27 protein-coding genes are annotated in these 26339 nt (G+C 48.0%); 22 read left to right on the forward strand and 5 right to left on the reverse strand.

Annotation, left to right across the window (positions count from 1 at the left end; translation table 11 throughout):
- Positions 1-4: 4 nt before the first annotated feature.
- Genes HRR27_RS10760 through HRR27_RS10770 form a run of 3 tightly spaced genes read left to right on the forward strand, consistent with a single transcriptional unit; the run spans position 5 to position 2745 of the window.
- Positions 5-814, forward strand: a complete 810-nt coding sequence (locus tag HRR27_RS10760) for an undecaprenyl-diphosphate phosphatase (protein WP_173273698.1) — start codon at positions 5-7, stop codon at positions 812-814.
- A gap of 9 nt (positions 815-823) precedes the next feature.
- Complete coding sequence (locus HRR27_RS10765; RefSeq protein ID WP_173273700.1) at positions 824-1204, forward strand: VanZ family protein; 381 nt, start codon at positions 824-826, stop codon at positions 1202-1204.
- 17 nt (positions 1205-1221) lie between these two features.
- Positions 1222-2745, forward strand: a complete 1524-nt coding sequence (locus tag HRR27_RS10770) for an NAD(P)H-hydrate dehydratase (RefSeq protein ID WP_173273702.1) — start codon at positions 1222-1224, stop codon at positions 2743-2745.
- Positions 2746-2766: 21 nt separating this feature from the next.
- On the opposite strand, the gene HRR27_RS10775 is transcribed toward HRR27_RS10770, so the two are convergent.
- A complete protein-coding gene (locus tag HRR27_RS10775; protein WP_173273704.1) occupies positions 2767-3873 on the reverse strand; it encodes a 5-(carboxyamino)imidazole ribonucleotide synthase in 1107 nt (368 codons plus the stop codon).
- Between the two features lie 111 nt (positions 3874-3984).
- Entirely contained in the window at positions 3985-4488 is a 504-nt protein-coding gene (gene purE / locus HRR27_RS10780) for a 5-(carboxyamino)imidazole ribonucleotide mutase (RefSeq protein ID WP_197905407.1), read from the reverse strand.
- Between the two features lie 239 nt (positions 4489-4727).
- Between purE and HRR27_RS10785 the strand changes: the two genes are divergently transcribed.
- From HRR27_RS10785 to HRR27_RS10850, 14 genes are all read left to right on the forward strand, one after another.
- On the forward strand, positions 4728-5669 hold the full coding sequence (locus HRR27_RS10785; protein WP_173273706.1) for a phosphate/phosphite/phosphonate ABC transporter substrate-binding protein: 942 nt from the start codon (positions 4728-4730) through the stop codon (positions 5667-5669).
- A 50-nt stretch (positions 5670-5719) separates the two neighbouring features.
- The gene (locus HRR27_RS10790) at positions 5720-8143 is read left to right on the forward strand and encodes an EAL domain-containing protein (protein ID WP_173273708.1); all 2424 of its coding nucleotides are present in this window, start codon (positions 5720-5722) and stop codon (positions 8141-8143) included.
- Positions 8144-8402: 259 nt separating this feature from the next.
- Positions 8403-9563 (forward strand): methionine adenosyltransferase, encoded by a 1161-nt coding sequence (gene metK / locus HRR27_RS10795; RefSeq protein ID WP_173273710.1) that lies wholly within the window; start codon positions 8403-8405, stop codon positions 9561-9563.
- 93 nt (positions 9564-9656) lie between these two features.
- Complete coding sequence (metF, locus tag HRR27_RS10800; RefSeq protein WP_173273712.1) at positions 9657-10508, forward strand: methylenetetrahydrofolate reductase [NAD(P)H]; 852 nt, start codon at positions 9657-9659, stop codon at positions 10506-10508.
- 3 nt (positions 10509-10511) lie between these two features.
- Positions 10512-11246, forward strand: a complete 735-nt coding sequence (locus tag HRR27_RS10805) for a 16S rRNA (uracil(1498)-N(3))-methyltransferase (protein WP_173273714.1) — start codon at positions 10512-10514, stop codon at positions 11244-11246.
- Between the two features lie 93 nt (positions 11247-11339).
- Complete coding sequence (gene gshA, locus HRR27_RS10810) at positions 11340-12647, forward strand: glutamate--cysteine ligase (protein WP_173273716.1); 1308 nt, start codon at positions 11340-11342, stop codon at positions 12645-12647.
- A 13-nt stretch (positions 12648-12660) separates the two neighbouring features.
- The gene (gene gshB / locus HRR27_RS10815; RefSeq protein ID WP_197905408.1) at positions 12661-13611 is read left to right on the forward strand and encodes a glutathione synthase; all 951 of its coding nucleotides are present in this window, start codon (positions 12661-12663) and stop codon (positions 13609-13611) included.
- A 70-nt stretch (positions 13612-13681) separates the two neighbouring features.
- On the forward strand, positions 13682-14722 hold the full coding sequence (locus HRR27_RS10820) for an FAD:protein FMN transferase (protein ID WP_173273718.1): 1041 nt from the start codon (positions 13682-13684) through the stop codon (positions 14720-14722).
- A gap of 9 nt (positions 14723-14731) precedes the next feature.
- A complete protein-coding gene (locus HRR27_RS10825) occupies positions 14732-15298 on the forward strand; it encodes a YqgE/AlgH family protein (protein WP_173273720.1) in 567 nt (188 codons plus the stop codon).
- Positions 15291-15713 (forward strand): Holliday junction resolvase RuvX, encoded by a 423-nt coding sequence (gene ruvX / locus HRR27_RS10830; protein ID WP_173273722.1) that lies wholly within the window; start codon positions 15291-15293, stop codon positions 15711-15713. The genes HRR27_RS10825 and ruvX overlap by 8 nt, the downstream gene beginning before the upstream one ends.
- A gap of 14 nt (positions 15714-15727) precedes the next feature.
- A complete protein-coding gene (gene pyrR / locus HRR27_RS10835) occupies positions 15728-16240 on the forward strand; it encodes a bifunctional pyr operon transcriptional regulator/uracil phosphoribosyltransferase PyrR (RefSeq protein ID WP_173273724.1) in 513 nt (170 codons plus the stop codon).
- Positions 16237-17277: an aspartate carbamoyltransferase catalytic subunit gene (locus HRR27_RS10840; RefSeq protein WP_173273726.1), complete on the forward strand. Its 1041-nt coding sequence runs from the start codon at positions 16237-16239 to the stop codon at positions 17275-17277. The genes pyrR and HRR27_RS10840 overlap by 4 nt, the downstream gene beginning before the upstream one ends.
- Entirely contained in the window at positions 17274-18560 is a 1287-nt protein-coding gene (locus tag HRR27_RS10845; RefSeq protein WP_173273728.1) for a dihydroorotase, read from the forward strand. The genes HRR27_RS10840 and HRR27_RS10845 overlap by 4 nt, the downstream gene beginning before the upstream one ends.
- Positions 18560-19306 (forward strand): hypothetical protein, encoded by a 747-nt coding sequence (locus HRR27_RS10850; RefSeq protein ID WP_173273730.1) that lies wholly within the window; start codon positions 18560-18562, stop codon positions 19304-19306. Before HRR27_RS10845 ends, HRR27_RS10850 begins: the two co-directional genes overlap by 1 nt.
- A 469-nt stretch (positions 19307-19775) precedes the next feature.
- Here HRR27_RS10850 and HRR27_RS12970 read toward each other — a convergent pair whose 3' ends face one another.
- Positions 19776-19889 (reverse strand): hypothetical protein, encoded by a 114-nt coding sequence (locus HRR27_RS12970; RefSeq protein WP_173273732.1) that lies wholly within the window; start codon positions 19887-19889, stop codon positions 19776-19778.
- A gap of 178 nt (positions 19890-20067) precedes the next feature.
- A complete protein-coding gene (gene ppk2 / locus HRR27_RS10860) occupies positions 20068-20814 on the reverse strand; it encodes a polyphosphate kinase 2 (protein WP_197905457.1) in 747 nt (248 codons plus the stop codon).
- 273 nt (positions 20815-21087) lie between these two features.
- On the opposite strand from ppk2, the gene HRR27_RS10865 reads away from it, so the two are divergent.
- Positions 21088-21831: a YggS family pyridoxal phosphate-dependent enzyme gene (locus tag HRR27_RS10865; RefSeq protein WP_173273736.1), complete on the forward strand. Its 744-nt coding sequence runs from the start codon at positions 21088-21090 to the stop codon at positions 21829-21831.
- 170 nt (positions 21832-22001) lie between these two features.
- On the opposite strand, the gene HRR27_RS10870 is transcribed toward HRR27_RS10865, so the two are convergent.
- A complete protein-coding gene (locus tag HRR27_RS10870) occupies positions 22002-22949 on the reverse strand; it encodes a hypothetical protein (protein ID WP_173273738.1) in 948 nt (315 codons plus the stop codon).
- Between the two features lie 153 nt (positions 22950-23102).
- Here HRR27_RS10870 and proC point away from each other — a divergent pair, with 153 nt between their 5' ends.
- From proC to metW, 4 genes are read left to right on the forward strand one after another with little or no spacing between them, the layout of a single operon-like run.
- Positions 23103-23930, forward strand: coding sequence for a pyrroline-5-carboxylate reductase (gene proC / locus HRR27_RS10875; RefSeq protein ID WP_173273740.1), 828 nt, complete (start codon positions 23103-23105; stop codon positions 23928-23930).
- Entirely contained in the window at positions 23931-24518 is a 588-nt protein-coding gene (locus HRR27_RS10880; RefSeq protein ID WP_173273742.1) for a YggT family protein, read from the forward strand.
- Positions 24515-25660, forward strand: coding sequence for a homoserine O-succinyltransferase MetX (metX, locus tag HRR27_RS10885; protein ID WP_173273744.1), 1146 nt, complete (start codon positions 24515-24517; stop codon positions 25658-25660). Before HRR27_RS10880 ends, metX begins: the two co-directional genes overlap by 4 nt.
- The gene (gene metW / locus HRR27_RS10890; protein ID WP_173273745.1) at positions 25657-26268 is read left to right on the forward strand and encodes a methionine biosynthesis protein MetW; all 612 of its coding nucleotides are present in this window, start codon (positions 25657-25659) and stop codon (positions 26266-26268) included. The genes metX and metW overlap by 4 nt, the downstream gene beginning before the upstream one ends.
- Positions 26269-26339: the final 71 nt, after the last annotated feature.

Here is a 26339-nt window from a genome sequence, read left to right on the forward strand (position 1 = left end):
CTCAATGGAACCTGTTTTAGATTGGTTACAAATAAGCGTATTGGCGCTGATTCAAGGGTTAACGGAATTCTTACCGATTTCCAGCTCCGGTCATCTTATATTAGTACCAGAAATACTTGGCTGGCCGGATCAAGGCTTAGCCTTTGACGTCGCGGTGCATATCGGCACTCTCGCCGCAGTGGTACTGTATTTTCGCAACGACATTTGGCTCATGACCCGCGATTGGAGTCGTTCACTGATCACTCGTCAACCCACGTCAAACAGCCGCTTAGCTTGGTGGGTCATTCTCGCTACCTTACCGGCGATTGCCTTTGGTTTTCTGATTAATAACGGTATTGAAGAAAGCCTACGTAATCCGCTGATTATTGCGGCGACCACGATTGGTTTTGGTGTTTTGCTCTGGTGGTCAGATATCAAGGGCGCCAAAATTCGCGATGAACACAGCCTCAGCTTTAAAGACATCATGATTATCGGCTTTGCCCAAGCAGTTGCCTTAATCCCGGGCACTTCGCGCTCTGGTATCACAATCACTACCGCTTTATTGCTTGGCTTAACCCCACAAGCCGCTGCGCGTTTTTCATTCCTGCTATCCATTCCATTAATCCTTGGCGCCGGATTATTAAAACTAAAAGACTTGCTCGAAAGCAGCACGCCCGTTCAGTGGGAGGCCATGCTCGGCGGCGCGCTCATTTCGTTTATCAGCGCCTACATCGTGATTGCACTTTTCCTAAAGTGGATCAATCAAGTGGGCATGGCACCCTTTGCGCTATACCGCTTTGCACTGGGTGCATTGTTGATTTATCTATTTATTTAGGAGCCTCGCGTGAACCCTGTCAAACTCGCTTGGCTATTGATTGGTTGGAGCATTATCGCTACGGTTTTCTATCTATCCGTTCTAGCACCGTACCGCGCACCGAATTTAGGCGACTTTTCACATCAAGATAAAATCTATCACTTTATCGCCTATTTCGGCTTAATGCTCTGGTTTGCCCAACTCTACCCGCGCCAATGGCGCTGGATTATCGCCTTAAGCCTATTTTGCTTTGGCATCGCCATTGAGTTCATCCAGCCTTTCACAGGGCGCGATTTCGATTTACTGGACATGCTTGCCAATGGTTCAGGTATCATCACTGGCTGGGCAATCACCTTACTAAAGGGTGACTTTGTGTATCGTCGCTGGTTTGCCAACCAAGCAAATCGCTAACCAAACAGGAAGGCATTATGCTGCTTAACCCCACCGCCGCAATCAGCACAAATGATTCGATTCGCCTCTACAACGCCGCCCAAAGCAAGCAACTCGATCAAAGCGCGCAGCAAACGCACCACATACCGGGCATTCTACTGATGAAACGCGCCGCATGGTTCAGTTGGCAAATCATCCGTCAACAATGCCCTAACACCCAACAACTGATTATTTTATGCGGCACCGGCAGTAATGGCGGCGACGGATTTATGCTGGCGCAATACGCCAAACTCGCCGGCATAGAAAGCACTGTTTACTTGTATGGAGCAGATGAAAAAATCAGCGGCGATGCACGTATCGCCTATCGCGAATGGCAAAAAATTAACGGGTTAACACTGCCGCTGGAGAACCTTATCCCCAGCGAAATCGATGCGCAAATGGTTCTTGTTGATGCCTTATTTGGCACAGGCCTTAATCGCGAGCTCAAACCGAACCTCAGCAAAATACTCCACAAATTAGCACACACTCCTGCACCCATCTGCGCCCTTGACCTACCAAGCGGCCTAGACTGCGACAGCGGCAATCTCTTAGGCTACGCTCTGAGTGCCAACTTCACCTGTAGCTTTATCACCCCCAAACTCGGGTGTTTTACTCAACAAGGCCCCGATGTTTGTGGACAGATTTTTTTCAGCGATTTAAACCTCAACCATGACGCGCCAGATTTACTGCTGCAAGCACCTTATCTAGCCAATAGCCGCAGCTTACAAGCATGCAAAAACGCCCTACCCAGACGCCACGCCAACACCCACAAAGGTAACCAAGGCAGCGCTTTATTAATCGGCGGCAATCGCTCAATGATGGGCGCGATTCAACTGGCTGCCAGCAGCGCACTCAAAAGTGGCTGCGGACTCTGCAAAGTGGTTAGTCAGAACGAACACTTGCTGTTCTTAAGCGCCCAACAACCGGAAGTGATGGGCTATGACATCTCTCATGCAAACCAGCTCATTCTTCAAGCGGATGCGATTGCCATTGGCCCTGGACTAGGAACCGATGAATGGGCGCGCAAACTGCTACAACAAACCCTACAAAAGCCAACCAAAACCCCAATAGTGATTGATGCAGACGGACTCAAACTTCTTGCCGAGAACCCGAACATGGAGCCAATTGAGAATCTCATTTGCACACCACACCCCGGTGAAGCGGCACTGCTTTTAGGCTGTACTACCGCGGATATTCAGCGTGACCGAATCGCAGCAATCAAAACATTACAACAAAAATACGGCGGTGTGATGGTACTCAAAGGGAATGGGTCGTTAATTTACGATGGCACTCATCTGGAGCTGTGTCGCGCCGGAAATCCGGGCATGGCAATCGGCGGCATGGGTGATGTTTTGACGGGTACGATTGTCGCTTTGCTCGCGCAAGGACTCTCTGCGTTTGACGCCGCCTGCTTGGGCGTTCACCTACACGCCAACGCGGCAGACAGTATCGCCCAACAAAAAGGCCAAGCCGGACTATTACCGTCCGAACTTGGCCAATGCTATCCCCAACTTTTAGGATAATATTTGTCAATTAATCGTGTTTTATAAAGGTAAAAACGCGTTCAAACTTTTAATGTCCGCAAACAACGCTTCTTGGCTATCACTCAACAAAGTAATGTGCCCAAGCTTACGTCCCGCACGCTCTTCTTTATCATACAGATGCAAATGTGCGTTCGGCATTTGCAAGACCTTATCAATCGGTCCGGTTGTCGCAACAATATTGAGCATAGCCGCAATCGGCTGACGCGCTTCGGTTGAACCTAAAGGCAAACCGCAAATCGCACGCACATGATTTTCAAACTGCGAGGTTTGCGCGCCTTCAATTGTCCAGTGACCAGAGTTGTGCACACGCGGCGCCATTTCATTGGCAAACAGACCGTATTCGGTTTCAAACAACTCCAGCGTCAAAACCCCAACGTGATCCAATTCCTCTAACAGAGTACTGATGTAACTTTCTGCTTGCTTCTGCACCATCTCGCTAACTTGCTGTGCCGGCGCAATCGTATAACGTAAAATTCCCTTGTGATGCACATTCTGCACCAACGGATAAAAACGCTGTTCACCAGCCGCATTACGTACCGCCACCAATGACAATTCACGATGAAAATCGACAAATGCCTCTAAAATCAGCTCACGCCCACCAATAGCCTCCCACGCTTGCTCAACTTGGTCATCGGTTTTAATGACAAATTGCCCTTTACCATCATAGCCCTCGGTGGTGGTTTTTAAGATTGATGGCACACCAATAACATTGACTGCTTGCTGTAACTCTTCCAACGAATTGACGACCGCAAAATTAGCGCACGGAATCCCTTTTTCTTTAAATAACGACTTCTCTTTGCCACGGTGCTGCGCCACTTCTAGCGAGCGCTCGCCTGGATAAACCGGCGTGGTCTTCGCAATTTCACGCACCACTTGCAAATCGGTATTTTCACTTTCAAACGTAATGACATCAGCAAAGTCAACCAACGCCTTAAGGTTATCCGCCTCATCGGAATGCAGATGAAAATGCCCCAAAAGCGCAGACGGCTCGTCCTGACTAATGCCATAAAAACCAAATTTTTGCCCAAGTGGATAGCCTGCCAAAGCGAGCATTCGCCCTAACTGACCAGCGCCTAAAACACCAATACGTTTGCTAATCGGGGTCATTTTTTTCTCCAACAAATAAAAAAACCGCCGTTTCGGTTATCTGTAAAAACATCCACTACGGCGGCATTCTGCACGGTATTTTCAATTGCGCCGGCAAGCAAAGAAAATGAATTACTCCGCGCGCGGATCCGGATTATCTAATACGCTTTGCGTCTGCTCTTGACGAAACTTAGCGACCGCTTGGCGCACTGCGGCAATTTGATTACCAATAATTTGTGCCGCCAAAATACCCGCATTCTTTGCACCTGCATCACCAATCGCCAAAGTACCGACCGGCACACCGCCTGGCATCTGCACGATCGACAACAGCGAATCATTACCGTTTAAAGCACGCGATTTCACTGGCACACCTAAAACCGGCACAACGGTTTTTGCCGCGACCATACCCGGCAGATGTGCTGCACCGCCAGCACCGGCGATAATCACCTGCAATCCACGCGCTTCGGCCGTTTGCGCGTACTCAAACATCAAATCCGGAGTACGGTGCGCAGACACCACTTTCACTTCATACGGAACAGCAAAAAGCTCAAGCATTTCAACCGCATACTGCATAGTCGGCCAATCAGACTTGGAGCCCATAATAACGCCAACGAGAGGTGTTGATGGTTGAGACATGGAATATCGCCTTAATTTTAAAAAGGGTTATATTTTCCCGATTTTACGAACAAAATCAACACTTAATAAATTCACGCTGCAAAAGCCGTATAAATCTCTTATTACGGACGGTTCGACAGGCTCAACGACGCCACATAATTTGCTTCATTATTGAGTCAGGGCAATTATTGACACACTCATTAAATCCGATGATTGCTATAATTTATTAGATAATCTATCGACTTGCTAAAAGACCCCTTATGCTAAATAGTTCGTTATTGCGCCGCCGTACATTTATAAGCCTAGTTGCCACGACAACCCTAAGCTTAGCTGCTTGCTCACGCACGGAATTTAACCAGCAAGAGTACCTGCCAAAAATACTCGACACCCCACCTTACGAACAGATCGAATACAGCTTTGCAGTCCATCCGCTGCATAATCCATCGCGCCTGTTTGAGATTTTCAATCCGTTAATGGAGTATCTCAACAACCATATTCCGCAGGCTTATTTTCGCTTGGAAGCGTCGCGCGATTATTCAACTTATGATAAAAAACTGGCCAGTGCGTCGGTGGATTTTGCACTGCCAAATCCTTACCAAACCATCGCCGCATTAGACACTGAGCAATATCACGTCTTTGCCAAAATGGGCGACGATTATAATTTTCGCGGTATTATTCTGGTGCGCAAAGACAGTGGCATAAAAACCATCAACGACCTTCGCGGCAAAACCATTAGCTACCCCGCGCCAACCGCCTTAGCCGCCACCATGCTGCCGCAATATTTTCTGCAGCAACATGGGCTGGATGTTCTCCATGATGTAAAAAACGTGTATGTTGGCTCACAAGAATCTTCGATTATGAATGTGCTGCATGGCGATGTTGATGCCGCTGCAACTTGGCCACCGCCATGGGAACTGCTTGTGCAACAACGTCCAGAACTAAAGGAACAGCTAAGCGTACAATGGCAAACAGACTCCTTACCAAACAATGCACTGATTGCACGCAAAGACATCCCCATCGAAGTCATCAAACAAGTCCAGCATCTGCTCAGCAAACTCCACATGAACGAGCAAGGACGGCGTATCTTAGCCGGGATGTATTTATCCAAATTTGAGCTGGCTGACAATCAAACCTATCAACCTGTTCGAGATTTTGTCGCGCATTTTCGCGCTGAAATTCGCGATCCCGAACGCGAGATGTAAGATCAACGTATCCGCAACCCAATTAACCGCAAGGCATGAACGGCGAAACAATGAAACTGCTGCCAAAATCCATTAAAAACAAATTAATCTTCAGCATTGCATTAATTCATGCCTTGCTAATGACGTTATTTGTCTTTGACTTAGTGCAACGCCAGCATCAGTTTCTTACTGAGGAATCCTCGATGGCAGCACAAAGTATTGTGCAAACCTATGCCGCTAACAGCATTCCATGGATGCTCTCTAATGATTTAGCCGGGCTGGAAGAACTGACCGTAACACAAGCGAAACTGGCCAACGTTAATTTTGTTATGCTGCTAAACAACCATGGCAAAATCCTCGCTTATCACAACAACATTAACCCAGAACACGATCAAAACGTCGGGAAATACATCGAACCACCCAAACTCAATCCATTCAGACCGAACCAAAGCGCACATTATTACTTTAATGATGAAAACGCCATCGACATCAGCATCCCAATTTGGCAAACGCAATCCCAACTTGGATGGGCACGTGTGCAACTAAGCCGCATCAACACCAGCAATAGCATTAAAATCATTACCAACGAAGGCCTGCTGTACACCTTTATCGCCATATTATTTGGCTCTTTGATGGCTTGGTACATGGGCAATAACCTGACCAGTCGCATATACAAATTGATTGAAAACACTCAGCGCATTCGACAGGGTGAACGGCATATCGACTTCCCAACGCATGGCGATGATGAACTGTCCGATTTGGCACACAACTTTAAATCCATGCTCAGACAACTCAACCAAAACGAAGAAGATCTGTTCGAGGAAAAAGAACGTGCCGAAATAACCCTACGATCGATTGGCGATGCCGTGGTTGTCATCGACACACACTCCATCATTACCTACATGAACCCCGCTGCCGAACAAATTACCGCTTGGGATCACTATTTGGCGCAAGGTAAGCCGGTTAACGAGGTCATGCAACTGTTTGACGACACCAATAAAAAACCTTTAGAAAACCCAGGAACCCGTGCCTTGCGCTCATCGCAGGTGGTCGGCATGAGCAAAAACACCACCCTAGTCAATCGCTTGGGCGATACCATTACACTGGTCGACTCCGCCGCGCCAATTATTGACCGCGGTGGGCAAACGATCGGCGCGATTTTGGTATTCCGCGATGCCACCGAAGAATATTCACTGCAACAACGTTTAAGCTGGCAAGCAACCCATGACACCCTAACCGAACTATACAACCGCACCGCTTTTGAAACCGAGCTTGAAAAATTAATCAAACTTTCTGCAGAAAACCCACTGCACAACAGCTGTCTTATTTATTTAGATTTAGATCAATTCAAAGTCGTCAACGATACGGTCGGGCATACCGCCGGCGACATTTTACTGAATCAGATCGCGGTCATGCTTGCCCAACATACCGAAAAACACGGGTTTTTGTCACGCATTGGCGGTGATGAATTTGGGATTTTATTAAACAATTTCAATTTGCAACAAGCGCAAGAATTTGCCGAAAAACTGCGCTACAGCATCAGCCAACACCGGTTTTACTGGGAAGGTAAACGCTTTCAAGTCAGCAGCAGTATCGGCATTGCGCTGATTCACGGCAACCTGAGCAAAACGCTAATTCTGTCACGTGCCGACATCGCCTGCTATCTCGCTAAAGACAAAGGACGTGATCGCATCGAGATGTACCACGAAGATGATTTAAGCCGTCAACAAGACCAAAACATCATCGACTGGGTGGGACGTATCCGCCATGCGTTAGACGAAAATCGATTCCTACTGTATGCCCAAAAAATTGTTGATTTAAACGCCGATCCAGACGTTAAACCAACACAGCAACGCTATGAAATCCTGATACGCATGAAAGACCAAGATGGGCAAATCATCTCTCCTGGGCAATTTCTACCGGCAGCAGAGCGTTTTGATTTAATGAGTGAACTAGACCTCTACATCACCCAACGGGCGATTCGTTGGTTAAAAGTGCACAGCGAGAAAATTGAACTACTAAACATTAACATTTCCGGACAGTCCCTCAGCCAAGAGAACTTCAGCCGAAAATTACTGGAATTTTTAGAACAAAACCAAGCCAACAATCATAAAATTTGTTTTGAAATCACCGAAACCGTAGCCATCAATCAAATGAGCAATACCATTGACTTCCTAAACAAAGTCAAAAGCTTTGGCTGCCTACTCGCACTGGATGACTTTGGCTCCGGCTTTGCCACCTTCTCATGGCTTAAGAATTTACCGGTTGATTTTGTCAAAATCGACGGCGCCTTTATCACAGATGTTTTACATGATCCGGTCGATGCCGTCATGGTACAAACCATTCGTGACATTGCAGAAATTATGCAAATTGCCTCGATTGCCGAATTTGTCGAAAATGAAGCCGTTTCCGACTGGTTAAAAACCATCGGAATCCACTATGCGCAAGGTTACCATTTTGACCGCCCTCGCCCAATAAGTGAAATCTTTGACTAAAGAGATACAGAAGCAGCCCAACTGGCTTAAGGCAAAGAAGCCAGTTGGGCTGCTTCTGTGCATCTGTAAAGCCACGAATATAAGCAACCATTGATAGCGTATTAAAAAAATGCCATAATTACGGTTTAGCGCCGATTTGAAATCAGCTTGCGGGCGCAATTATAAGTACGGCTAAAGCGAGGGGCTTTTCTCTTTATCCTGTCTCCCGTTGTCTTTCCGTACCTCGTTTAAAATTATTTTCTGTTTTCGAGGAACCGTTATGAACAAAACCACAGTATTTACCTCCGAGTCCGTCTCTGAAGGCCATCCAGATAAAATCGCAGACCAAATTTCCGATGCGATGTTGGATGCGATTCTTGAACAAGATCCGCGTGCGCGCGTTGCCTGCGAAACGTTTGTTAAAACCGGTATGGTATTAATTGGTGGCGAAATCACCACCGATGCTTGGGTAGATCAAGAAGAGTTAGTGCGCAAAGTCGTCAAAGAAATTGGCTACGATCACGGCGATTTAGGCTTTGACGGTGAAACCTGCGCCGTATTGTCTTCAATTGGCAAACAATCCCCAGAAATCGCGATGGGCGTGGATGAAACCAACGAGCACGAACAGGGCGCCGGCGATCAAGGTTTGATGTTCGGTTACGCCTCAAACGAAACGGACGTACTGATGCCTGCTCCGATTTTCTACGCGCATCGTCTAATGGAACGTCAAGCCGCAGTGCGCAAATCCGGTGCTTTAAGCTGGTTGCGTCCAGATGCAAAATCACAAGTCACCCTGCGTTATCAAGATGGTCAACCGGTCGCAATCGACGCGGTCGTACTGTCCACACAACACAGTCCAGAAGTGGATAACAAAACCCTGCGTGAAGCGGTGATGGAAGAAATCATCAAACCGGTATTACCTGCGGAGTGGCTTCATAAAGAGACTAATTTCCACATCAATCCGACCGGCCGTTTTGTTATCGGCGGCCCTGTGGGCGACGCGGGCTTAACCGGTCGTAAAATCATTGTGGATACATACGGCGGTATGGCGCGTCATGGTGGCGGCGCTTTCTCCGGCAAAGACCCTTCAAAAGTTGACCGTTCAGCTGCTTATGCCGGTCGTTATGTAGCCAAAAACATTGTTGCCGCCGGTTTAGCAGACAAGTGTGAAATCCAGATTTCTTACGCCATCGGCGTAGCCGAACCAACCTCGATCAGCATCGAGACTTTCGGCACCGAAAAAGTGGACATTACCCTCATTGAGCGATTGGTGCGCGAACACTTTGACCTTCGCCCGAAAGGCTTAATTGCGATGCTTGACTTATATCGTCCGATTTACCAAAAAACCGCCTCTTACGGTCACTTTGGTCGCGAGTTACCGGAATTTACTTGGGAAAAAACCGATAAAGCGGATGCTCTGCGCACTGACGCCGGACTTTAAAAAACCGACACAACACTTTGAAAGATACGATGATAAGCACGCCTTACTGTCGTATCTTTAAGGTAGTAATAGACTTAGCAAAGGAATACTCCAATGCAATCGCAACAGAAATATGCACAGAAACTCAGTTTAGAGTTTTTTCCGCCGCGCACTGAAAAAGGGACTGAGAAACTCAAGAGTGTCATTCAAGATCTCGGTGCGATAAATCCTGAATATATGTCAGTCACTTACGGTGCTGGCGGAACCACTCAGGAAAAAACCGTAGAAACCGTGCGATACATTCAGCGCGAAACGCCTTTCTCTGCCGCACCGCACTTAACCTGCATTGGTGCAACAGAAGAAAGCGTGTTGCACCTACTTAATGAGTACGAAGCGATGGGCGTCAAACGTATCGTGGCTCTGCGCGGTGACTTACCTTCAGGCATGATGGATCCGGGCGAATTTAAATACGCCAGTGATTTAGTCGCATTCATCAAACAACAAAAAGGCGATACGTTCCATTTAGAAGTGGCCGCCTACCCGGAAACGCATCCTCAAGCACGCAATTGCGACATCGGAATCAAATGGTTCAAGCATAAGGTTGAACAAGGCGCGGATTCGGCGATTACTCAGTATTTTTTCAATTTTGACAGCTATCGTTATTTCATCGATAACTGTGAAAAAAACGGTATCGACCTGCCGATTATTCCCGGAATAATGCCCATTACCAACTATGAAAATCTGATTCGATTTTCACAAGGCTGTGGTGCCGAAGTACCGCGCTGGTTAAAGTGCCGCTTGGAATCATTTGACAACGACCAGGCCGGATTACTTGAATTTGGTCAAGATGTGGTGACCGAACTGTCGCAAAAATTGCTCGACGCCGGCGCACCGGGGATTCACTTCTACAGCATGAACAACACCCAGCCCACGCTGGCGATTGCTCAGGCTCTAACACTAAAATAAACCATGCGTATTTCCCGTTTTTATCTGCCAGGCGACTATCATAGTGGCGCCATACTGGAACTGTCCAAAGAACAAGCGCATTACGCCCTAACCGTATTGCGCCTTCGTGATGGTTTTCAAATCGAAGTCTTCAATGGCCAAGGCTGTTATGCCGCAGCAACCCTTCAGGTACAAGGCCGCAAAGCGGCCAGCGTCTTACTCAGCGAAGTACAGCACTCACAAAAAGAGTCGCCTTTGCACAGCGTTTTGTTGCAAGGGATTTCGCGCGGCGACCGGATGGATTACAGCTTACAAAAAGCGGTCGAATTAGGGATCAGCGCCATTCAACCCCTGTTTACCGAACGCTGCGAAGTCAAACTAAACGGCGACAAATTGGAAAAACGCCGCGAACAATGGCAGAGCATCGTTATTAATGCGTGTGAGCAGTCTGGACGATCTCAAGTCCCTGAAGTTCTCCCCTTGTTGAGCCTCAGCGAGTTTTGGCAACAAAACCCCACTATACAAGGTTTGGTGGGCGACCCTTTCGCCACACAAACTCTGGCGCAAATCCCCCCTCCCAATCTACAGCAACCCTTGCACTTGCTCATCGGACCGGAAGGCGGCTTAAGCGATACCGAAGTACAACAAGCAATCGCCCATGGCTGCAATGCGATTCAACTAGGACCGCGTATTCTACGCACTGAAACCGCCGGTCCGGCGATGCTCGCCATTGCCCAATCTTTATGGGGCGATATTTAACGCTTTGTTAGCGGTCAGACTTACTCTACACTTCTCAATTACAGATTCGCTATAATACTTTTCTAAAATCCGTGCCAGCTAAAGAGAGAGATAATGCCAGCCACTTCCGTTCCGCATTTGCAGACCGCTCTAACCGGGCCTCTGCTAGAATTAGAAAGCCATTTACTCGCGCACACCAATGAAATTGAAGCCTGGTTGCGCAAACAATTTAGCAAAACACCGGCGCCGTTTTACGCATCTGTAGACCTGCGCAATGCGGGCTACAAACTCGCACCGGTTGACACAAATCTATTCCCCGCCGGTTTTAATAACCTGCATCCGGATTTACGCTCTCTAGCGGTGCACGCTGCTCAGAGTAAAATCGCACAAGTCTGTCCAATTGCCGATGGGGTATTGATTATTCCGGAAAACCATACCCGCAATACCTTCTATCTCGAAAACCTGTTTACGCTGAAATGCATTATTGAATCTGCCGGCTATGAAGTGCAGATTGGCTCAATGCTGGAAGGTTTGGACGCCCCGATGATTATTGAGTTGCCATCCGGCAACGCCTTAACCTTAAAACCACTGATTCGTAAAGACGACCAGGTCGGCGTGGAAAATTTCTTCCCCTGCGCTGTTTTGCTCAATAACGATCTCTCTGGCGGACGCCCGAAAATTTTAGAAAACATCAAACAGACGCTACTGCCGCCACTCGATTTGGGCTGGGACAACCGCTACAAAACTCACCATTTTCAACACTATTCGGATGTGACTGCAGCATTTGCCAAAATCATCAATATTGACCCTTGGTTAATTACGCCAACGTCCGTACCTTGCGGCCCGATTAACTTCAAAGAACGCACCGGCTTAGACCTCTTAGCGGAAACCGTTAACCAAATGCTTTCGGACACGCAACGCTATTACAACGAACACCATATCAAATGCAAACCGTTCACCATTGTTAAATCGGATAGCGGCACTTACGGTATGGCGATTATGTCGGTACAAAGTGCCGAAGACGTCCTCAACCTAAACCGCAAGCAACGCAATAAAATGGCGTCGGCAAAAGAAGGTTTACAGGTTGAACAAATGCTGGTGCAAGAAGGCGTTTACACTTACGAAACAATTAATGGTGCCGTGGCAGAACCGGTCGTTTATATGATTGGTAGCCAAGTGGTTGGCAGCTTCTATCGGATACACACAGGCAAAGGCGCAACCGACAACTTAAACTCGCCGGGTATGCATTTTGAGCCACTTTCTTATGCTGAAGCCGGTATTTTACCCGATGAAAGCCAACAGCCAGATGCCGCACCGAATCGCTTTTATGCGTATGGTGTTATTGCCCGTTTGGCGCTCTTAGCGGCTGCGCGTGAAATCGCTGATGCCGCCGGCGAACTGCCTTCTCTTGAAAGCGCTTAAGGAGAGGCTCTGCATGAAACTTGGCATAGTAATGGATCCAATCAGCCAGATTAAACCCCATAAAGACAGCTCTTTTGCGATGCTATTGGAGGCTCAAAGACGCGGTTATGAGCTCTACTATATGCAGCCAGAAGACCTGTTTCTTCAGAATGGCAATGCCTATGCTGACACCACGCTGCTTAAAGTTTGGGATCGCGGAATCAATGAGCAATTCTACGGTTTTGGTCACAGCCAAAGCATCGCACTGCGCGAACTGGACATCATCTTAATTCGCCAAGACCCGCCATTTAACAACGACTATCTTTATAGCACCCACATTTTAGAACAAGCGGAAACAGAAGGGGTTTTAGTCGTCAACAAACCGCAAAGCCTACGTGACGCCAACGAAAAATTATTTGCCAGCTGGTTTCCTAACTGCATCCCAACCACCTTGGTCAGTGCCAAAGCCGATAAACTACGCGCTTTTGTTGAACAGCAGCAAGACACCATTTTCAAACCGCTCGATGCCATGGGCGGCGCATCGATTTTTCGTGTCAAGGCGAATGATCCAAACATCAGCGTAATTATCGAAAGCATGACCGACCACGGCAAACACTATATTATGGCGCAAGCCTTTCTACCGGAAATTCTGCAAGGCGATAAACGTATTTTGCTGATTTATGGTGAACCGATTGCTTATACATTGGCGCGCATTCCCAAGGCAGGTGAAACCCGTGGCAATATCGCCGCCGGCGGCACCGGTGTCGGCATGGAAATAACCGAACGCGAACGCTGGCTATGTGAACAAATCAAACCAACGATACAAGCGAAAGGACTGCATTTTGTTGGCTTAGATGTGATTGGCGATTACATCACCGAAATCAATGTCACCAGCCCAACGTGCATTCGCGAACTGGACGCGCAATTTGGACTGAATATTGCCGGCGTCCTGTTTGACCATCTGGAACAACAATTAAAACAATAATCCCGCAAATCCACACAACCGCCCAACAGCCTACTGGGCTGTTTTGCGGTGCGAACCCGGTGGCTCAGAGATGTGCTTTAGCAGACGCTCTTTTCTAAAATCCTTACCCGCTTATGCCCTAACACCACTCGTGTTACACGCTTGTTCGCGTCCAGCCAACAGGCTACTCGACGCTTACAAAGCACAAATCATCGTATTTGGTACTGAGGTCGATTTAACCTTATACCATCCAGACCAAGCAGTCATTAATCAAGCGATTGCCACAATCAACGCCGACTTCCAAGCCTTTCACCACGAATGGCACGCTTGGGAGAAAGGCGGCATCATTAGCAAAATCAACCAAGCGATAGCCGCTGGCCAAACCATCCAGATTGCCGATTCGATTCGCGCTTTCATCGAAAAATCGCAACGCTTAAGTGCCGCAAGCGACTATCTGTTCGACCCGGGTATCGGTCAACTCATCGCGCTCTGGGGATTTCATGGTGACCTCTGGCAAGGGCCACCGCCGAGCGCACTGCAAATTAGCGAATGGCTGAGTCAACGCCCCTCAATCAAAGACATCACCTTTGATGACCGCCAACAATTGCATTGCTCGAATCGACAAGTCCAACTGGATTTTGGGGGCAATGCCAAAGGCTTGGCGCTCGACCTTGCCCTGCAAAGCTTGCAAGCCGCTAAAATTGAACACGCCCTTGTCAGTATCGGTGGTGACATGAAAGCGCTTGGCAATAAACCACAGGAACACGCGTGGCAAGTCGCGATTCAAAACCCGCAACAGCCGCAAAATGTGATTGCCTCTCTGCCCTTGTATGGCGGCGAAAGTGTGGTCACCTCCGGCACTTATCAGCGCTTCTACCAGTGGCAAGGACAACGCTATTCGCATATTCTCAATCCTAACACCGGTTATCCAGCGGACGGCTTTGCCTCCGTCACCGTGCTGCACGCCGATGCCACTACCGCTGATAGCGCCGCAACCGCTTTGCTGATTGCGGGCCCGCAAAATTGGCGACGCATTGCACAACAAATGGGGATTGAGATGGCTTTCTGCATTCGCCATTCCGGCACATTCGAACAAACAAAAGCGATGGAAAAACGCCTTAAACTGATATAATCCGCCACTATGAAACAGCTGCAATCACTCGAACATTATTTTCTCGTCGCCATGCCGTCTCTCGACAACAGTTGGTTTGAAAAAACCGTTATCTATATTGTCGAAGACAATCAACATGGAACGATGGGATTGGTCATCAACCTGCCACACAATTTAGATGTGCGCAGCCTGTTGGAGCACTTCGATTTTCCCTATACCGAACGCAATCCTCACCTTGACGATACCGTTCTCATGGGCGGGCCAGTCGATTCGGAACGCGGCTTTATTCTGCATCAACAAGGCGGCGAATGGAAAAGCTCTATGCCACTTCCAGATCACTTAGCAATGACCGTCTCGGAAGATTTCCTGCAAGCCGTGAGTAATGAAGCCGCGCCAGACGCTTTTATCGCCTGTTTGGGTTTTGCCGGCTGGGAACCAGGACAGTTGGCTGAAGAATTGCAAAATAACAGCTGGTTGACCATTCCGTACAACGCTTCGCTATTATTTGAAACTCCGCTTGAACAGCGCTGGGAAGTGGCACTGGGCACACTCGGTATCGCCCCCGAATTTCTCAGTAGCGAGGCCGGCCATGCCTAAGCCAATAGAGGGCACCGTGATCGGTTTTGATTTTGGTTTGCGCCGGATTGGCGTTGCCGTCGGCCAAACGATTACCCAAACCGCCTCGCCAGAATGCATTGTCAAAAGCCAAGATGGCAAACCCGATTGGGAACATATCAGCCGCTTGTTCGCCACTTGGCAGCCGGTCGCAATCGTCGTTGGTTTACCGATGCGTTTAGATGGCAGCGAACAACCTTTAACCCAACCGGCGCGAAAATTCGGCCAACGGTTAAGCGGTCGCTATGGTCGAGCGGTGTTCTTTATTGAAGAACAACTTAGCTCCATCGAAGCGGAAAATCGGCACGCCGCTAATCCACGAAATAAGAAACCGCAACATCTCGACCATCACGCCGCGCAAATAATTTTAGAAAACTGGTTACAACAACTCCGCTAGGATAGACTTTCAGCATGCAAGAACTCGATATCGACGTCACCGCGCTCCTCGACCAAATGAGCCGCGACCTCATCCAGAAAATGGTCGATCGGCCAAATCCCAAAATGATTGGGATTCGCACCGGCGGTGAATGGATTGCCCGCGAACTGCACAAACGAATGCAGCTGCCAGAAGAACTCGGAGTCATTGACATCGCCTTTTACCGAGATGACTTTTCGCGTATTGGATTAAATCCAGAAATCAAACCATCGGATATCCCGTGGGAAGTCGAAGACCAACACCTTATTTTGGTGGATGATCTGTTGTATACCGGACGGACGATACGTTCGGCACTCAATGAAATTTTCGATTACGGCCGCCCTGCCAGTGTCACTTTAGTGGTGCTGCTCGACCGTAAAGCCTGTCGCGAACTCCCGCTGCAAGCAGATGTGGTCGGCATGCAATTAGCGTGCAGCCAAAAAATTAAAGCGACCGGTCCAGACCCGATTAAAATCATTATTTCCGAGCCAGTTGAGGTAACTGTATGAAAGCCCGTTTAACCGCCCCCAATCCGCAACTCAACGAACTAGGCAAGCTAAAACACCTGCTCACTTTGGAGGGGTTAAAACAGCACCACCTAACCGAAATTCTGGACACTGCCGAGTCATTTATCGACCCAAACACCAATAAAATTAAAAAGGTTCCATTGCTGCGCGGCAAAAGCATTATGAACCTTTTTTTTGAGCCGAGCACACGCACGCGCACCACCTTTGAGATTGCCGAAAAACGGCTGTCTGCCGACATCGAGAGCTTGGATATTCAAACCTCTGCGGCCAAAAAAGGCGAATCTTTGCTTGATACGCTATGGAATTTACAGGCCATGCAGGCGGATATGTTCGTGATTCGCCATGCCGAAAGCGGCGCCGCGCATTTTTTTGCGCAACACGTTGCGCCGGGGGTACACGTTCTCAATGCCGGCGATGGCCAACACGCGCATCCCACTCAAGCGCTGTTGGATATGTTTACCATCCGCAAAAAGAAAGGCGATATTTTCGATTTAAAAGTCGCCATTGTTGGCGACATTTTGCATTCCCGCGTGGTGCGTTCGCAAATTCAAGCCTTGAGTATTTTGGAGGCCCGCGAAATTCGCGTTATTGGCCCAAAAACCTTACTGCCTGAACACCCTGAAGTGCTCGGTGTGCACGTCTATCACGATATTGAAGAAGGTCTGAAAGATGTCGATGTGGTGATTATGGTGCGCCTACAAAATGAACGCATGAAATCGGCATTGATTCCCAGCGAAAAAGAGTTCTTTAAACGCTATGGTTTAACTGAAAAACGCCTCGCTCTAGCCAAACCCGGCGCGATTGTTATGCACCCTGGGCCAATCAATCGTGGCGTAGAAATCGATTCTGCCGTGGCCGATGGCCCACAATCGGTCATTTTAGAACAAGTTACCTACGGTATCGCGGTGCGTATGGCGGTTATGTCGGTCATTATGAGCAACGCGGCACAACTGACACAATACCAAGCGGAACAAGAACAAGCCGCCCTATCTGAGGTAGAGATGGAGAACGCCCAATGAGATTTGCGATTCTTAATGCCCGAGTTATCGACCCAAGCCAAGATTTGGATGACGTTACGAATCTCTATTTAGCCCGTGGCCGGATTACTCATATCGGAAAACAAGCACCCTCCGGTTTTATCGCCGACCAAGAAATTGATGCCACCAATAAATGGGTTATTCCTGGGTTAGTCGATTTACAAGCGCGTTTGGGCGAACCAGGCAGTATCTATGCCGGTTCGATTGCCAGCGAAACCCGCGCTGCCGTTGCCGGCGGTATCACTACCATCTGCTGCCCGCCGGACACCAATCCAGTCAATGACACCCAGGCAGTTACCGAGCTGATTCAACGCCGTGCGCGTCAAGCAGCAACCGCTTATGTCATGCCGATTGGCGCACTCACTCAAGGCTTGGAAGGCAAGCTGCTGAGCGGCATCTACTCGCTTATCGAAGGCGGTTGTGTCGCCCTAAGCCAAGCCAATAAACCAGTGCAAAGCGCCTTGACCTTAAAAAATGCTTTGGAATACACCACCTCTTTAGATACGGTTGTCATGCTGCGTTGTGAAGACAACGATTTAAAAAACAACGGGGTTGCGCATGATGGTCCAGTGGCCTCGCGTTTAGGTTTGCCAGCAATACCACACTCGGCGGAAACAACCGCCTTGGCACGTGATTTAATCTTAGTCGAAGAATCCGGTATTCGCGCACACTTCTCACAACTCTCCTGCGCACGCTCTGTCGAGATGATTGCCGATGCAAAAAAACGCGGTTTACCCGTGACCTGTGATGTCGCTATCCACCAGCTGCTGCTGTCAGAAATGGATTTACTCGGTTTTAACAGCCTGTTTCATGTTTCGCCGCCACTGCGCAGTTTGCAAGACCGCGATGCACTGCTTGCCGGTGTCCGTAGCGGCGTGATTGATGCCATTGTCAGTGACCATACGCCTCTGCACCGCGATGATAAGCTGCTACCGTTTGGCGAAAGCAAGCCCGGCATCATCGGTTTAGAAACACTCCTGCCATTGGTGCTTAAACTGGTGCAAGAAGGGCAACTGGAACTCTATACCGCGCTGCGTGCTGTCACCCAAACGCCGGCAGAAATCTTACAAATCCCAACAGGGGCTTTACAGATTAATCGTCCAGCAGACCTAGTCATTATCGACCCGGAAGGCATTTGGACACTCAGCGAAGACAACATTGTGAGTGAAGGGAAAAATTCGCCCTTCCTCGGATGGGAGTTTATCGGACAGGTAGAGCAAACCTTCTTCCAAGGAATGCCTGTTTACAAAAACAATTGCGTTTAATGACACCCTCGTTCAGCATCGACAAGACTCAGTGGCAAGCTCAAGCTAACGGCTTTTGGCTACTGAGCTTCACGCTCAAATTGCTTGATCCCACTGATGAATGCAAAACGGCGAACGACATGATTGGCGCCGAATATTTCTCAGAACACCGCAAGCTAGATTTATTTGCCGCACACTCCACCGCGTTAGGGATTTGGCAACTGCAATTCCTCTGTGCCCAGCAAAACCCGATTTGCACATCAACATTTACACTGAAATGGCGGAACATCGTCTTACCTGTGACCGCGGACAATCTGCTTTTGCTTGGTGAAAACCTCGCAATGGCGCCCCTTTTTGCGCTGGCCAAACTCCGCCAGCAAAATTCGTTCGCCAAGAGGACACAACGTAATTTAGCTTTATTGCACGCCACACAGACGTTTCCTTTCGCTGTCAAACCTGCACGTTTTATGGTCGAAACCACCCCTGCAGAAGCGATTGGTGCCTGCACTTTACTCGAAGACTGGAAAATTGCCAACCGCTTAAGTAGCGAACAGTTTGTCGCCGGTTGTGCGCAAATGACATTAAGTGAAATGCTGGAAAGCTGGCTCTCTGCGATGTGTTCAATTCATCGCCATGATTCAGACACATCTGAATCATGGCAGCTGGTGCTCAGCGCGAGTGAGGCGACATCAGAACACTGCACTCGTCTTGTCCGCGAGCTGGAGTCCTCAGCAAATACCTTAAAATTTGAAATCACAGCCTTGTAACTGTAGCAAGACTCTTGGCCTGTGATTGTGCCTAGACGCACTTAGAACTGAATAGGGAATCGTAAATTTTTATAGATTTTTGGCACGAATCAAACGTATACCGACCACAAAAAATAACCACAATACCATTAAAAACAAAAAACTACTGATACCGAATGCAACAATCTGCAAGAGGTACCCGGGGTCTGTCTGATACGAATACAGCAAACTCAACCCCTGATTTAAAATCATCCATGACCATAAAACGGCTCCCGCTACAGCAGTTACCAACAAAAAGACTCCTTCTTTTCGACACTTCTCCTTTGTGATTCTCATGACGCTCTCCCAGAAAAAAGGGTGAATACCAAATTGGCATACATGATATCAGAAAAAACTAATAACACGTATTTTTACGTACAGTATACGACTTTAATCCAGAAAGTAAAACTATTTTTACTAGTACTGCTTGTATCCCCTACCTAGAAAAAACCTAAGAACGCCAATTCAGGCGAGACTCTGAGAATTTAAATTTATTTTTCATCTTGTTCAATACTTGCTGCCAAAGCACGGGTCTGTTTAGCCAAGGCCTCCAACTGTTTGGCATTACTATGCAGCACTCTCGAGGCGTGCTCAGAGATAGCCGCCTCGACTAAAATCTGTAAGCTTTCATAGTCCTCTTCCTGCAACACCTGTTGCTGATCATCACGAAGACTCGTGCGAAACCCCTTAACGACCTCATAAGCGTGTTGTGAAATGTTCATCGCTGCCTCCTTTTGACGCTGTCAGGCATCCGCAAAAATCGCTTCACCGCTGCTGACAATCAGTGGATCTGCTTGACCCACGACGCTATTATCTTTACCGTCATACGGAATCTGGCTCAAAATAAATCGCATCGCCTCTAATCGAGCACGCTTTTTATCATTTGACTTGACCACCGTCCACGGAGCGTGATGCGTATTAGTGTAAAAAAACATATCTTCTTTCGCCTTGGTGTACTCTTCCCAGCGGTCAAGAGACGCCAAATCCATCGGACTTAACTTCCATTGCTTCAATGGGTCGCTTTTACGTGCATTAAAACGCCGTAGCTGCTCCTTACGACCGACGGAAAACCAAAACTTCATTAAACGCACCCCTTCATTCACCAGCATCCTTTCAAATTCTGGTGCTTGATGCATAAACTGATTGTATTGCGGTGGCGAACAAAACCCCATCACTCGTTCAACTCCGGCACGGTTATACCAAGAACGGTCAAACAAAACGATTTCCCCACTGGTCGGCAACTGCTCAATATAGCGCTGAAAATACCACTGACCTTTCTCTTTCTCGTTCGGTTTATCCAACGCCACCACTCGCGCACCGCGTGGATTCAAATGCTCCATCACGCGCTTAATGGTGCCACCCTTGCCGGCGGCATCACGCCCTTCAAACAACATGACAAGACGCTCATCATGCTCTTTTACCCAACGCTGTAGTTTCAATAGTTCGATTTGCAACAAGCGCTTCTCTTGCTCATATTCATCGCGCGGCATTTTTTCGGTGTAAGGATAATTATTTTCGCTGGAAATCACTTTTTTCACATAATCACCTCAGTCAAATTTCATATACAAGAATTATAGGTAACAGGATATTGACTGCTCTGTTTACATCAAAAAAATTGAGCATAATTAAGGAAAACTTAATCTACCGCCTATCGGCTACAATAAATAGACCTTTTATTTTATGACGAGTAAAGCGTGGATAACGCCTTAACGAGAGAATGAAACTTCCGTTTTCAAACGGCTACACAAAGGATTAACATCCAGATGGAACGCAGCGAACAACTTCTACACAATTGGCATGACGTCACACAACGCATCCATAACGCCTGTCTGCAAGCTCAGCGCGACCTAAACGACGTGAACTTATTAGCGGTCAGCAAAACCAAACCGGTGACGGATATCATCGCATTAGCACAAACCGGCCAAGTGCACTTTGGTGAAAACTATTTGCAAGAAGCGCTCGATAAAATCTCGGCCTTGCCGGAATTAGTGTGGCACTTTATCGGCCCAATTCAATCCAATAAAACTCGTCCGGTAGCCGAACACTTTACTTGGGTACACAGCGTTGATCGTTTAAAAATCGCGCAACGCTTAAGCGAGCAACGGCCAGCGCATCTCGCCCCGTTAAATATTTTATTGGCCGTCAATATTGACCGAGAAGAGAGCAAATCAGGATTTTTTCCCGAGCAGCTGGCAGCGACAGTGGCCGAGATTCTGCCATTGCCGAATATTCAATTGCGCGGTCTAATGACCATTCCACAAGCGCGCGAGCAATTAAGTGAACAAAGATCGGTCTTTGCAGAAATACATCAACTGCTCAGCGATTTGCAACAACAATTCCCGCAGGCGCAGCTTGATCAACTCTCGATGGGAATGTCCAGTGACTTGGAAGCCGCCATTTTTGAAGGTGCCACCTGGGTACGCATCGGCACAGATCTATTCGGTGCACGCGACTACACAGCCAAAAATTCACTGAAGCTGGCGTCTAAAATACAAAAAGCCGATTAGATGAATTGAAGAAGGCACAGAACAAGTCCAAATCACCTCAAGCATAGAATCGTTTAGCGGAATAAGGCGGCTGTTTGCAGCCATGCCTAAACCTAATCAAAACAGGCAACACAGTCCAGTGAAACTCTTCAAAGCTCTTACTGGCGAGGCTTGTAAGGGCAATTTGGTTATTAAGCCTTACTCGGCTCTAAGCCTTCCTCTGCTTGAGGATTTACGTCAGTCTGCGCAGAGACAGCTGGATTAGCAAACTCCGCAAACTGCTGATGAAACGCTTTAACCCGCGCTAACCAGCCGTTTTCTGAATCTTGCTCAGGAAAACGCTGCGCCGCGACCTTACCCGTCAAGTCATCCCAGATGCTTTGTGAATCGTCAAACCATTGGCTTAATGCATCCAACGCTTGCTGCCATTTTTGATAATATTCCGGTAGCTGTTCGACCGCACCCATATCGCTTTGCTCTTCTGCTTGACCGCGATTCGCTCCATATTCGGCCAAACCCGCCTGCTGTTGGCGACTCACTAAACTGGCCGATTGAGTTAGATTTAAACTGACATTCTGTAACTGACCAAAGTCCACTTTCATCTCGACCGCGCTTTGCAGCGCTTGCTCTAAGTTACCGCCATAAAATTGATTAGCAATCTGATCGACTTGCTCGAACACATCAAAAATTGCACCCAATTCGTTATCATTTAAATCCCCTTCAATGCTCATCGCAAAACGCTGTTCAAACGCAGCCATCTGCATCGCTTCTTGCGACTGATAAACAGCATAACCTTGAGGCGTTTCACCACCTTGCTCAGCGTATTGCATCGCCTTGTACGATTGGTATTGCGCATACAGTTGACGGAAATCAACCGAAACCGTGTCACCTTCACGCGTTGTCAGCTGCAAATTCATGCTTTCGCTGTACGCAAAAGCCTGTTCGGCTTGAAACATCGCCCCCATTCTGGATGCCGATGGTGTATAAGCGACATCCCCCACTGACTTAGCTGGATTTTCGGCACTGGGCATGCGGTTTATCTGGGCTGCTGGATTTTCTGCCACTTTATCCTGATTCGAATTGAGATAGCGATTTAACAGGCCATTAGCGGTTAATGCTTGAGCGATGGGAGTAGACATAACAGTACCTCGAAAACTGACTGATCAAATAGGGTTAACGGCAATAAAACGGACAACTTGAATGTTTTTTCGGGACACCGCTTTCGGCTGTAATTTTGCGCACAATTTGTCTTATAATAGCAGGCCTTTAAACAAGTACAAAGACCGAGAGCTATGAACGCAAAAATCTGTTTTATCGGCGCCGGAAACATGGCGAAGAGCCTAATCGGCGGACTGCTTGCCAGCGGTTACGAGACCCAAAACATTCTTGCTACGGATCCAAACCCTGAGCAGCGCGCGAACCTAACCAGTCAATTCGCCATTCAAACCTATGCCGACAATGGCGAGGCCTTGATGCACGCTGACATTGTCGTTTTGGCGGTCAAGCCGCAGATTTTGCGTCAGGTCTGTGCAGAAATTCACGATACAGTTCAAGCCAGCTCGCCATTAATTATTTCCGTTGCGGCAGGGATTCGCACGGTCGATATCGAACGTTGGTTGGGCGGTGAACTGCCGATTGTACGCACCATGCCCAATACTCCGGCACTCATTCAAACTGGGGCCACCGGATTATTTGCCAATACCCAAGTCAGCACCGAACAGCGTAGCCAAGCGGAGCATATTATGCGCGCAACCGGTTTGGCGCTTTGGGTAGCGCAAGAAGACCAATTGGATACGGTTACCGCGCTATCTGGCAGCGGACCGGCGTATTATTTTTTATTTATGGAAGCGATGGAGCAAGCAGCACAAGATTTAGGGCTAGATGCCAAATCCGCACATCTGTTAACCATGCAGACGGCCTTGGGAGCTGCAAAGATGGTGATGGAATCGCAGCAAAGTTGTGCGCAATTACGCGCTAATGTGACCTCACCAAACGGCACCACGCAAAGCGCTATCGAATATTTCGAAGCACACAACTTACGCGGTAACGTAGCTGGGGCAATGCAAGCAGCACACAAGCGTGCGCAACAGCTGGCTGATGAGCTTGGAGGAGAAGCATAAATGGAAATGAGTTCACCCTTAGGACAGGGCGGCCTGTTTTTACTGCAATTTGCCGTCGGATTAGTCATTTTTGCGCTGATGCTGCGTTTTTTAATGCGCGCGACCTATGCCGACTGGCATCATCCTGTCGTGACGTTTATCGCCAAAGTGACGAATCCGCTGTGCGCTCCACTCAATAAAATATTGCCGATTAAAGGCCGATGGGACTGGGCTGCGATTATCACCGCAACAATCATCCAAGCACTTTTTGTATTGCTTGTCGGTTTTTTAACCGGCCGTGATTTTAGCCCAGCATTTGTTTCCCTTGCTGCCATCAGCGAAGTCCTTAATCAGCTATTGGATATGCTGTTTTGGCTTATTATCATTCAAGTGATTTTAAGCTGGGTCTCACCGCAATATAATCCAAATACCGCCATTTTCATCCAGATGACGCAACCGATTTTAGAGCCATTCCGCCGCCTTTTACCACCTATGGGGGGCTTTGATTTGTCACCTATTGTGGCGATCGTCGCAATTAAATTGGTTCAGATTGTGATTGTTGGTTCGATTGCGTCAATTGCACAATCTATGATAGGAATGCCCGGATGAGTATCAGCAACCCCACCGTTCCACAAACGTTCAACGCAAGCACGCCGCTACAATTGATTAGCGGCTCAGTGTTAAACGAATACCAACTGGTATACGAAACCTATGGGCAACTTAATGCCGATAAATCGAATGCGATTTTAGTCTGCCATGCGCTCAGCGGCGACCACCACGTTGCCGGCATCGATGCCGATGGCAAAACAGGCTGGTGGGATGGCTACATCGGCCCAGGCAAAGTGATTGACACCGATCAGTTTTTTGTGGTCTGTTCCAACAATCTCGGCGGTTGCCGTGGGAGCACAGGCCCAACCACAATTAATCCGCAAACGGGTAAAGTGTACGGGGCGGATTTCCCAATCATCACCTGTAAAGATTGGGTAGCCAGTCAAAATGAATTACGAAAACACCTCGAAATTGACCAATGGGCAGCCTTAGTCGGCGGCTCGATGGGCGGCATGCAAGTGATGCAATGGGCGATAGACTATCCAAACAGGTTACGCCATGCTGTGGTAATTGCCGCCGCACCCAAACTGTCTGCACAAAATATCGCTTTTAACGAAGTCGCTAGACGGGCGATTATGTCCGACCCCGAGTTTCACGAAGGGCGTTTCTTAGAACACAATACGGTTCCCAAAAGCGGCTTGGCGCTGGCGCGAATGCTCGGCCACTTAACCTATCTGTCGGATGACATGATGGGCAGTAAATTTGGACGCGAACTTCGTGAAGATAAGCTGCAATACAATTTCGATGTTGAATTTCAGGTAGAAAGTTATTTGCGTTATCAAGGTGAAAAATTCGCCACTAAAATGAATTTTGACGCCAACACCTATCTGTTAATGACCAAAGCGCTGGACTACTTTGACCCCGCCGCCGACTATGGGCACGATTTAAGCAAAGCATTGGCAAACGCTAAAGCCAAATTCTTAGTGGTCTCTTTCACTTCCGATTGGCGCTTTTCACCACAGCGCTCGCACGAAATCGTTAAAGCACTTTTGGATAACGATGCCGATGTCAGTTATGCAGAAATCACCTCCGAACACGGACACGACGCCTTCTTATTGCCTAACGCGCACTATGAGGGCATTTTTGCAAACTACATGCAGCGCGTTCTTGACGACATTAAAACCGCAGAGGTAGCCGCATGAGTACCGCCATCTCAACTGAATTTAAACTGATTGCTGACCTAATCGCCCCCAAAAGCCGTGTCTTAGACTTGGGTTGCGGTGACGGATTACTATTGCAACACCTTATTAAGCATCATCAGGTGAATGGTTACGGCATGGAGCTGGATGCACAAAAAACCATTCAAGCCGTTAAAAATGGTTTAAACGTAATTCAAAGTGACTTAAACAGCTACGACCTTAGCTACTATTTTGATGAAGATTCATTTGACTATGTGATTATGACGCAAGCGCTGCAAGTGGTTAGCCGTCCTGACAAGCTGCTCGAACAGATGCTTAATGTCGGCAAAAACTGCATTGTTACCTTTCCAAACTTCGGCTACTGGCGTAACCGTAAACAGCTGATGTTTGGTGGCAAAATGCCAGAAACAGAAGTGCTGCCTTACCACTGGTTCGACACGCCTAATATTCACATGTGTACCTTCAAAGATTTTGAAAATCTTTGTGAAGAACGCCACATTAAAGTGGTGGCGCGAACGGTGGTCAATCGCGAACATCAAACCTCACTCGGTATGCGTCTTGCCCCAAACCTTCTTGGCGAAGTCGCGCTTTACCAAATTCGTAAAAAATAAAACCCTTGCACCGATATAGCCAAACGACAAACGGGTTCTGGCAATATCAGCATACCAACCTCGCAAATACC

Source organism: Thiosulfatimonas sediminis (assembly GCF_011398355.1).
In the GTDB taxonomy this organism is placed as follows: Bacteria; Pseudomonadota; Gammaproteobacteria; order Thiomicrospirales; family Thiomicrospiraceae; genus Thiomicrorhabdus; species Thiomicrorhabdus sediminis_A.

What these genes read in the sequence shown, in the direction of transcription:
- HRR27_RS10760 (WP_173273698.1), top strand. Translation starts at nt 5, where the DNA reads ATGGAACCTGTTTTAGATTGGTTACAAATAAGCGTATTGGCGCTGATT.
- HRR27_RS10770 (WP_173273702.1), top strand. Translation starts at nt 1,222, where the DNA reads ATGCTGCTTAACCCCACCGCCGCAATCAGCACAAATGATTCGATTCGC.
- HRR27_RS10775 (WP_173273704.1), bottom strand. Translation starts at nt 3,873, where the DNA reads ATGACCCCGATTAGCAAACGTATTGGTGTTTTAGGCGCTGGTCAGTTA.
- purE (WP_197905407.1), bottom strand. Translation starts at nt 4,488, where the DNA reads ATGTCTCAACCATCAACACCTCTCGTTGGCGTTATTATGGGCTCCAAG.
- HRR27_RS10785 (WP_173273706.1), top strand. Translation starts at nt 4,728, where the DNA reads ATGCTAAATAGTTCGTTATTGCGCCGCCGTACATTTATAAGCCTAGTT.
- HRR27_RS10790 (WP_173273708.1), top strand. Translation starts at nt 5,720, where the DNA reads ATGAAACTGCTGCCAAAATCCATTAAAAACAAATTAATCTTCAGCATT.
- metK (WP_173273710.1), top strand. Translation starts at nt 8,403, where the DNA reads ATGAACAAAACCACAGTATTTACCTCCGAGTCCGTCTCTGAAGGCCAT.
- metF (WP_173273712.1), top strand. Translation starts at nt 9,657, where the DNA reads ATGCAATCGCAACAGAAATATGCACAGAAACTCAGTTTAGAGTTTTTT.
- HRR27_RS10805 (WP_173273714.1), top strand. Translation starts at nt 10,512, where the DNA reads ATGCGTATTTCCCGTTTTTATCTGCCAGGCGACTATCATAGTGGCGCC.
- gshA (WP_173273716.1), top strand. Translation starts at nt 11,340, where the DNA reads ATGCCAGCCACTTCCGTTCCGCATTTGCAGACCGCTCTAACCGGGCCT.
- gshB (WP_197905408.1), top strand. Translation starts at nt 12,661, where the DNA reads ATGAAACTTGGCATAGTAATGGATCCAATCAGCCAGATTAAACCCCAT.
- HRR27_RS10820 (WP_173273718.1), top strand. Translation starts at nt 13,682, where the DNA reads ATGTGCTTTAGCAGACGCTCTTTTCTAAAATCCTTACCCGCTTATGCC.
- HRR27_RS10825 (WP_173273720.1), top strand. Translation starts at nt 14,732, where the DNA reads ATGAAACAGCTGCAATCACTCGAACATTATTTTCTCGTCGCCATGCCG.
- ruvX (WP_173273722.1), top strand. Translation starts at nt 15,291, where the DNA reads ATGCCTAAGCCAATAGAGGGCACCGTGATCGGTTTTGATTTTGGTTTG.
- pyrR (WP_173273724.1), top strand. Translation starts at nt 15,728, where the DNA reads ATGCAAGAACTCGATATCGACGTCACCGCGCTCCTCGACCAAATGAGC.
- HRR27_RS10840 (WP_173273726.1), top strand. Translation starts at nt 16,237, where the DNA reads ATGAAAGCCCGTTTAACCGCCCCCAATCCGCAACTCAACGAACTAGGC.
- HRR27_RS10845 (WP_173273728.1), top strand. Translation starts at nt 17,274, where the DNA reads ATGAGATTTGCGATTCTTAATGCCCGAGTTATCGACCCAAGCCAAGAT.
- HRR27_RS10850 (WP_173273730.1), top strand. Translation starts at nt 18,560, where the DNA reads ATGACACCCTCGTTCAGCATCGACAAGACTCAGTGGCAAGCTCAAGCT.
- HRR27_RS12970 (WP_173273732.1), bottom strand. Translation starts at nt 19,889, where the DNA reads ATGCCAAACAGTTGGAGGCCTTGGCTAAACAGACCCGTGCTTTGGCAG.
- ppk2 (WP_197905457.1), bottom strand. Translation starts at nt 20,814, where the DNA reads ATGCCGCGCGATGAATATGAGCAAGAGAAGCGCTTGTTGCAAATCGAA.
- HRR27_RS10865 (WP_173273736.1), top strand. Translation starts at nt 21,088, where the DNA reads ATGGAACGCAGCGAACAACTTCTACACAATTGGCATGACGTCACACAA.
- HRR27_RS10870 (WP_173273738.1), bottom strand. Translation starts at nt 22,949, where the DNA reads ATGTCTACTCCCATCGCTCAAGCATTAACCGCTAATGGCCTGTTAAAT.
- proC (WP_173273740.1), top strand. Translation starts at nt 23,103, where the DNA reads ATGAACGCAAAAATCTGTTTTATCGGCGCCGGAAACATGGCGAAGAGC.
- HRR27_RS10880 (WP_173273742.1), top strand. Translation starts at nt 23,931, where the DNA reads ATGGAAATGAGTTCACCCTTAGGACAGGGCGGCCTGTTTTTACTGCAA.
- metX (WP_173273744.1), top strand. Translation starts at nt 24,515, where the DNA reads ATGAGTATCAGCAACCCCACCGTTCCACAAACGTTCAACGCAAGCACG.
- metW (WP_173273745.1), top strand. Translation starts at nt 25,657, where the DNA reads ATGAGTACCGCCATCTCAACTGAATTTAAACTGATTGCTGACCTAATC.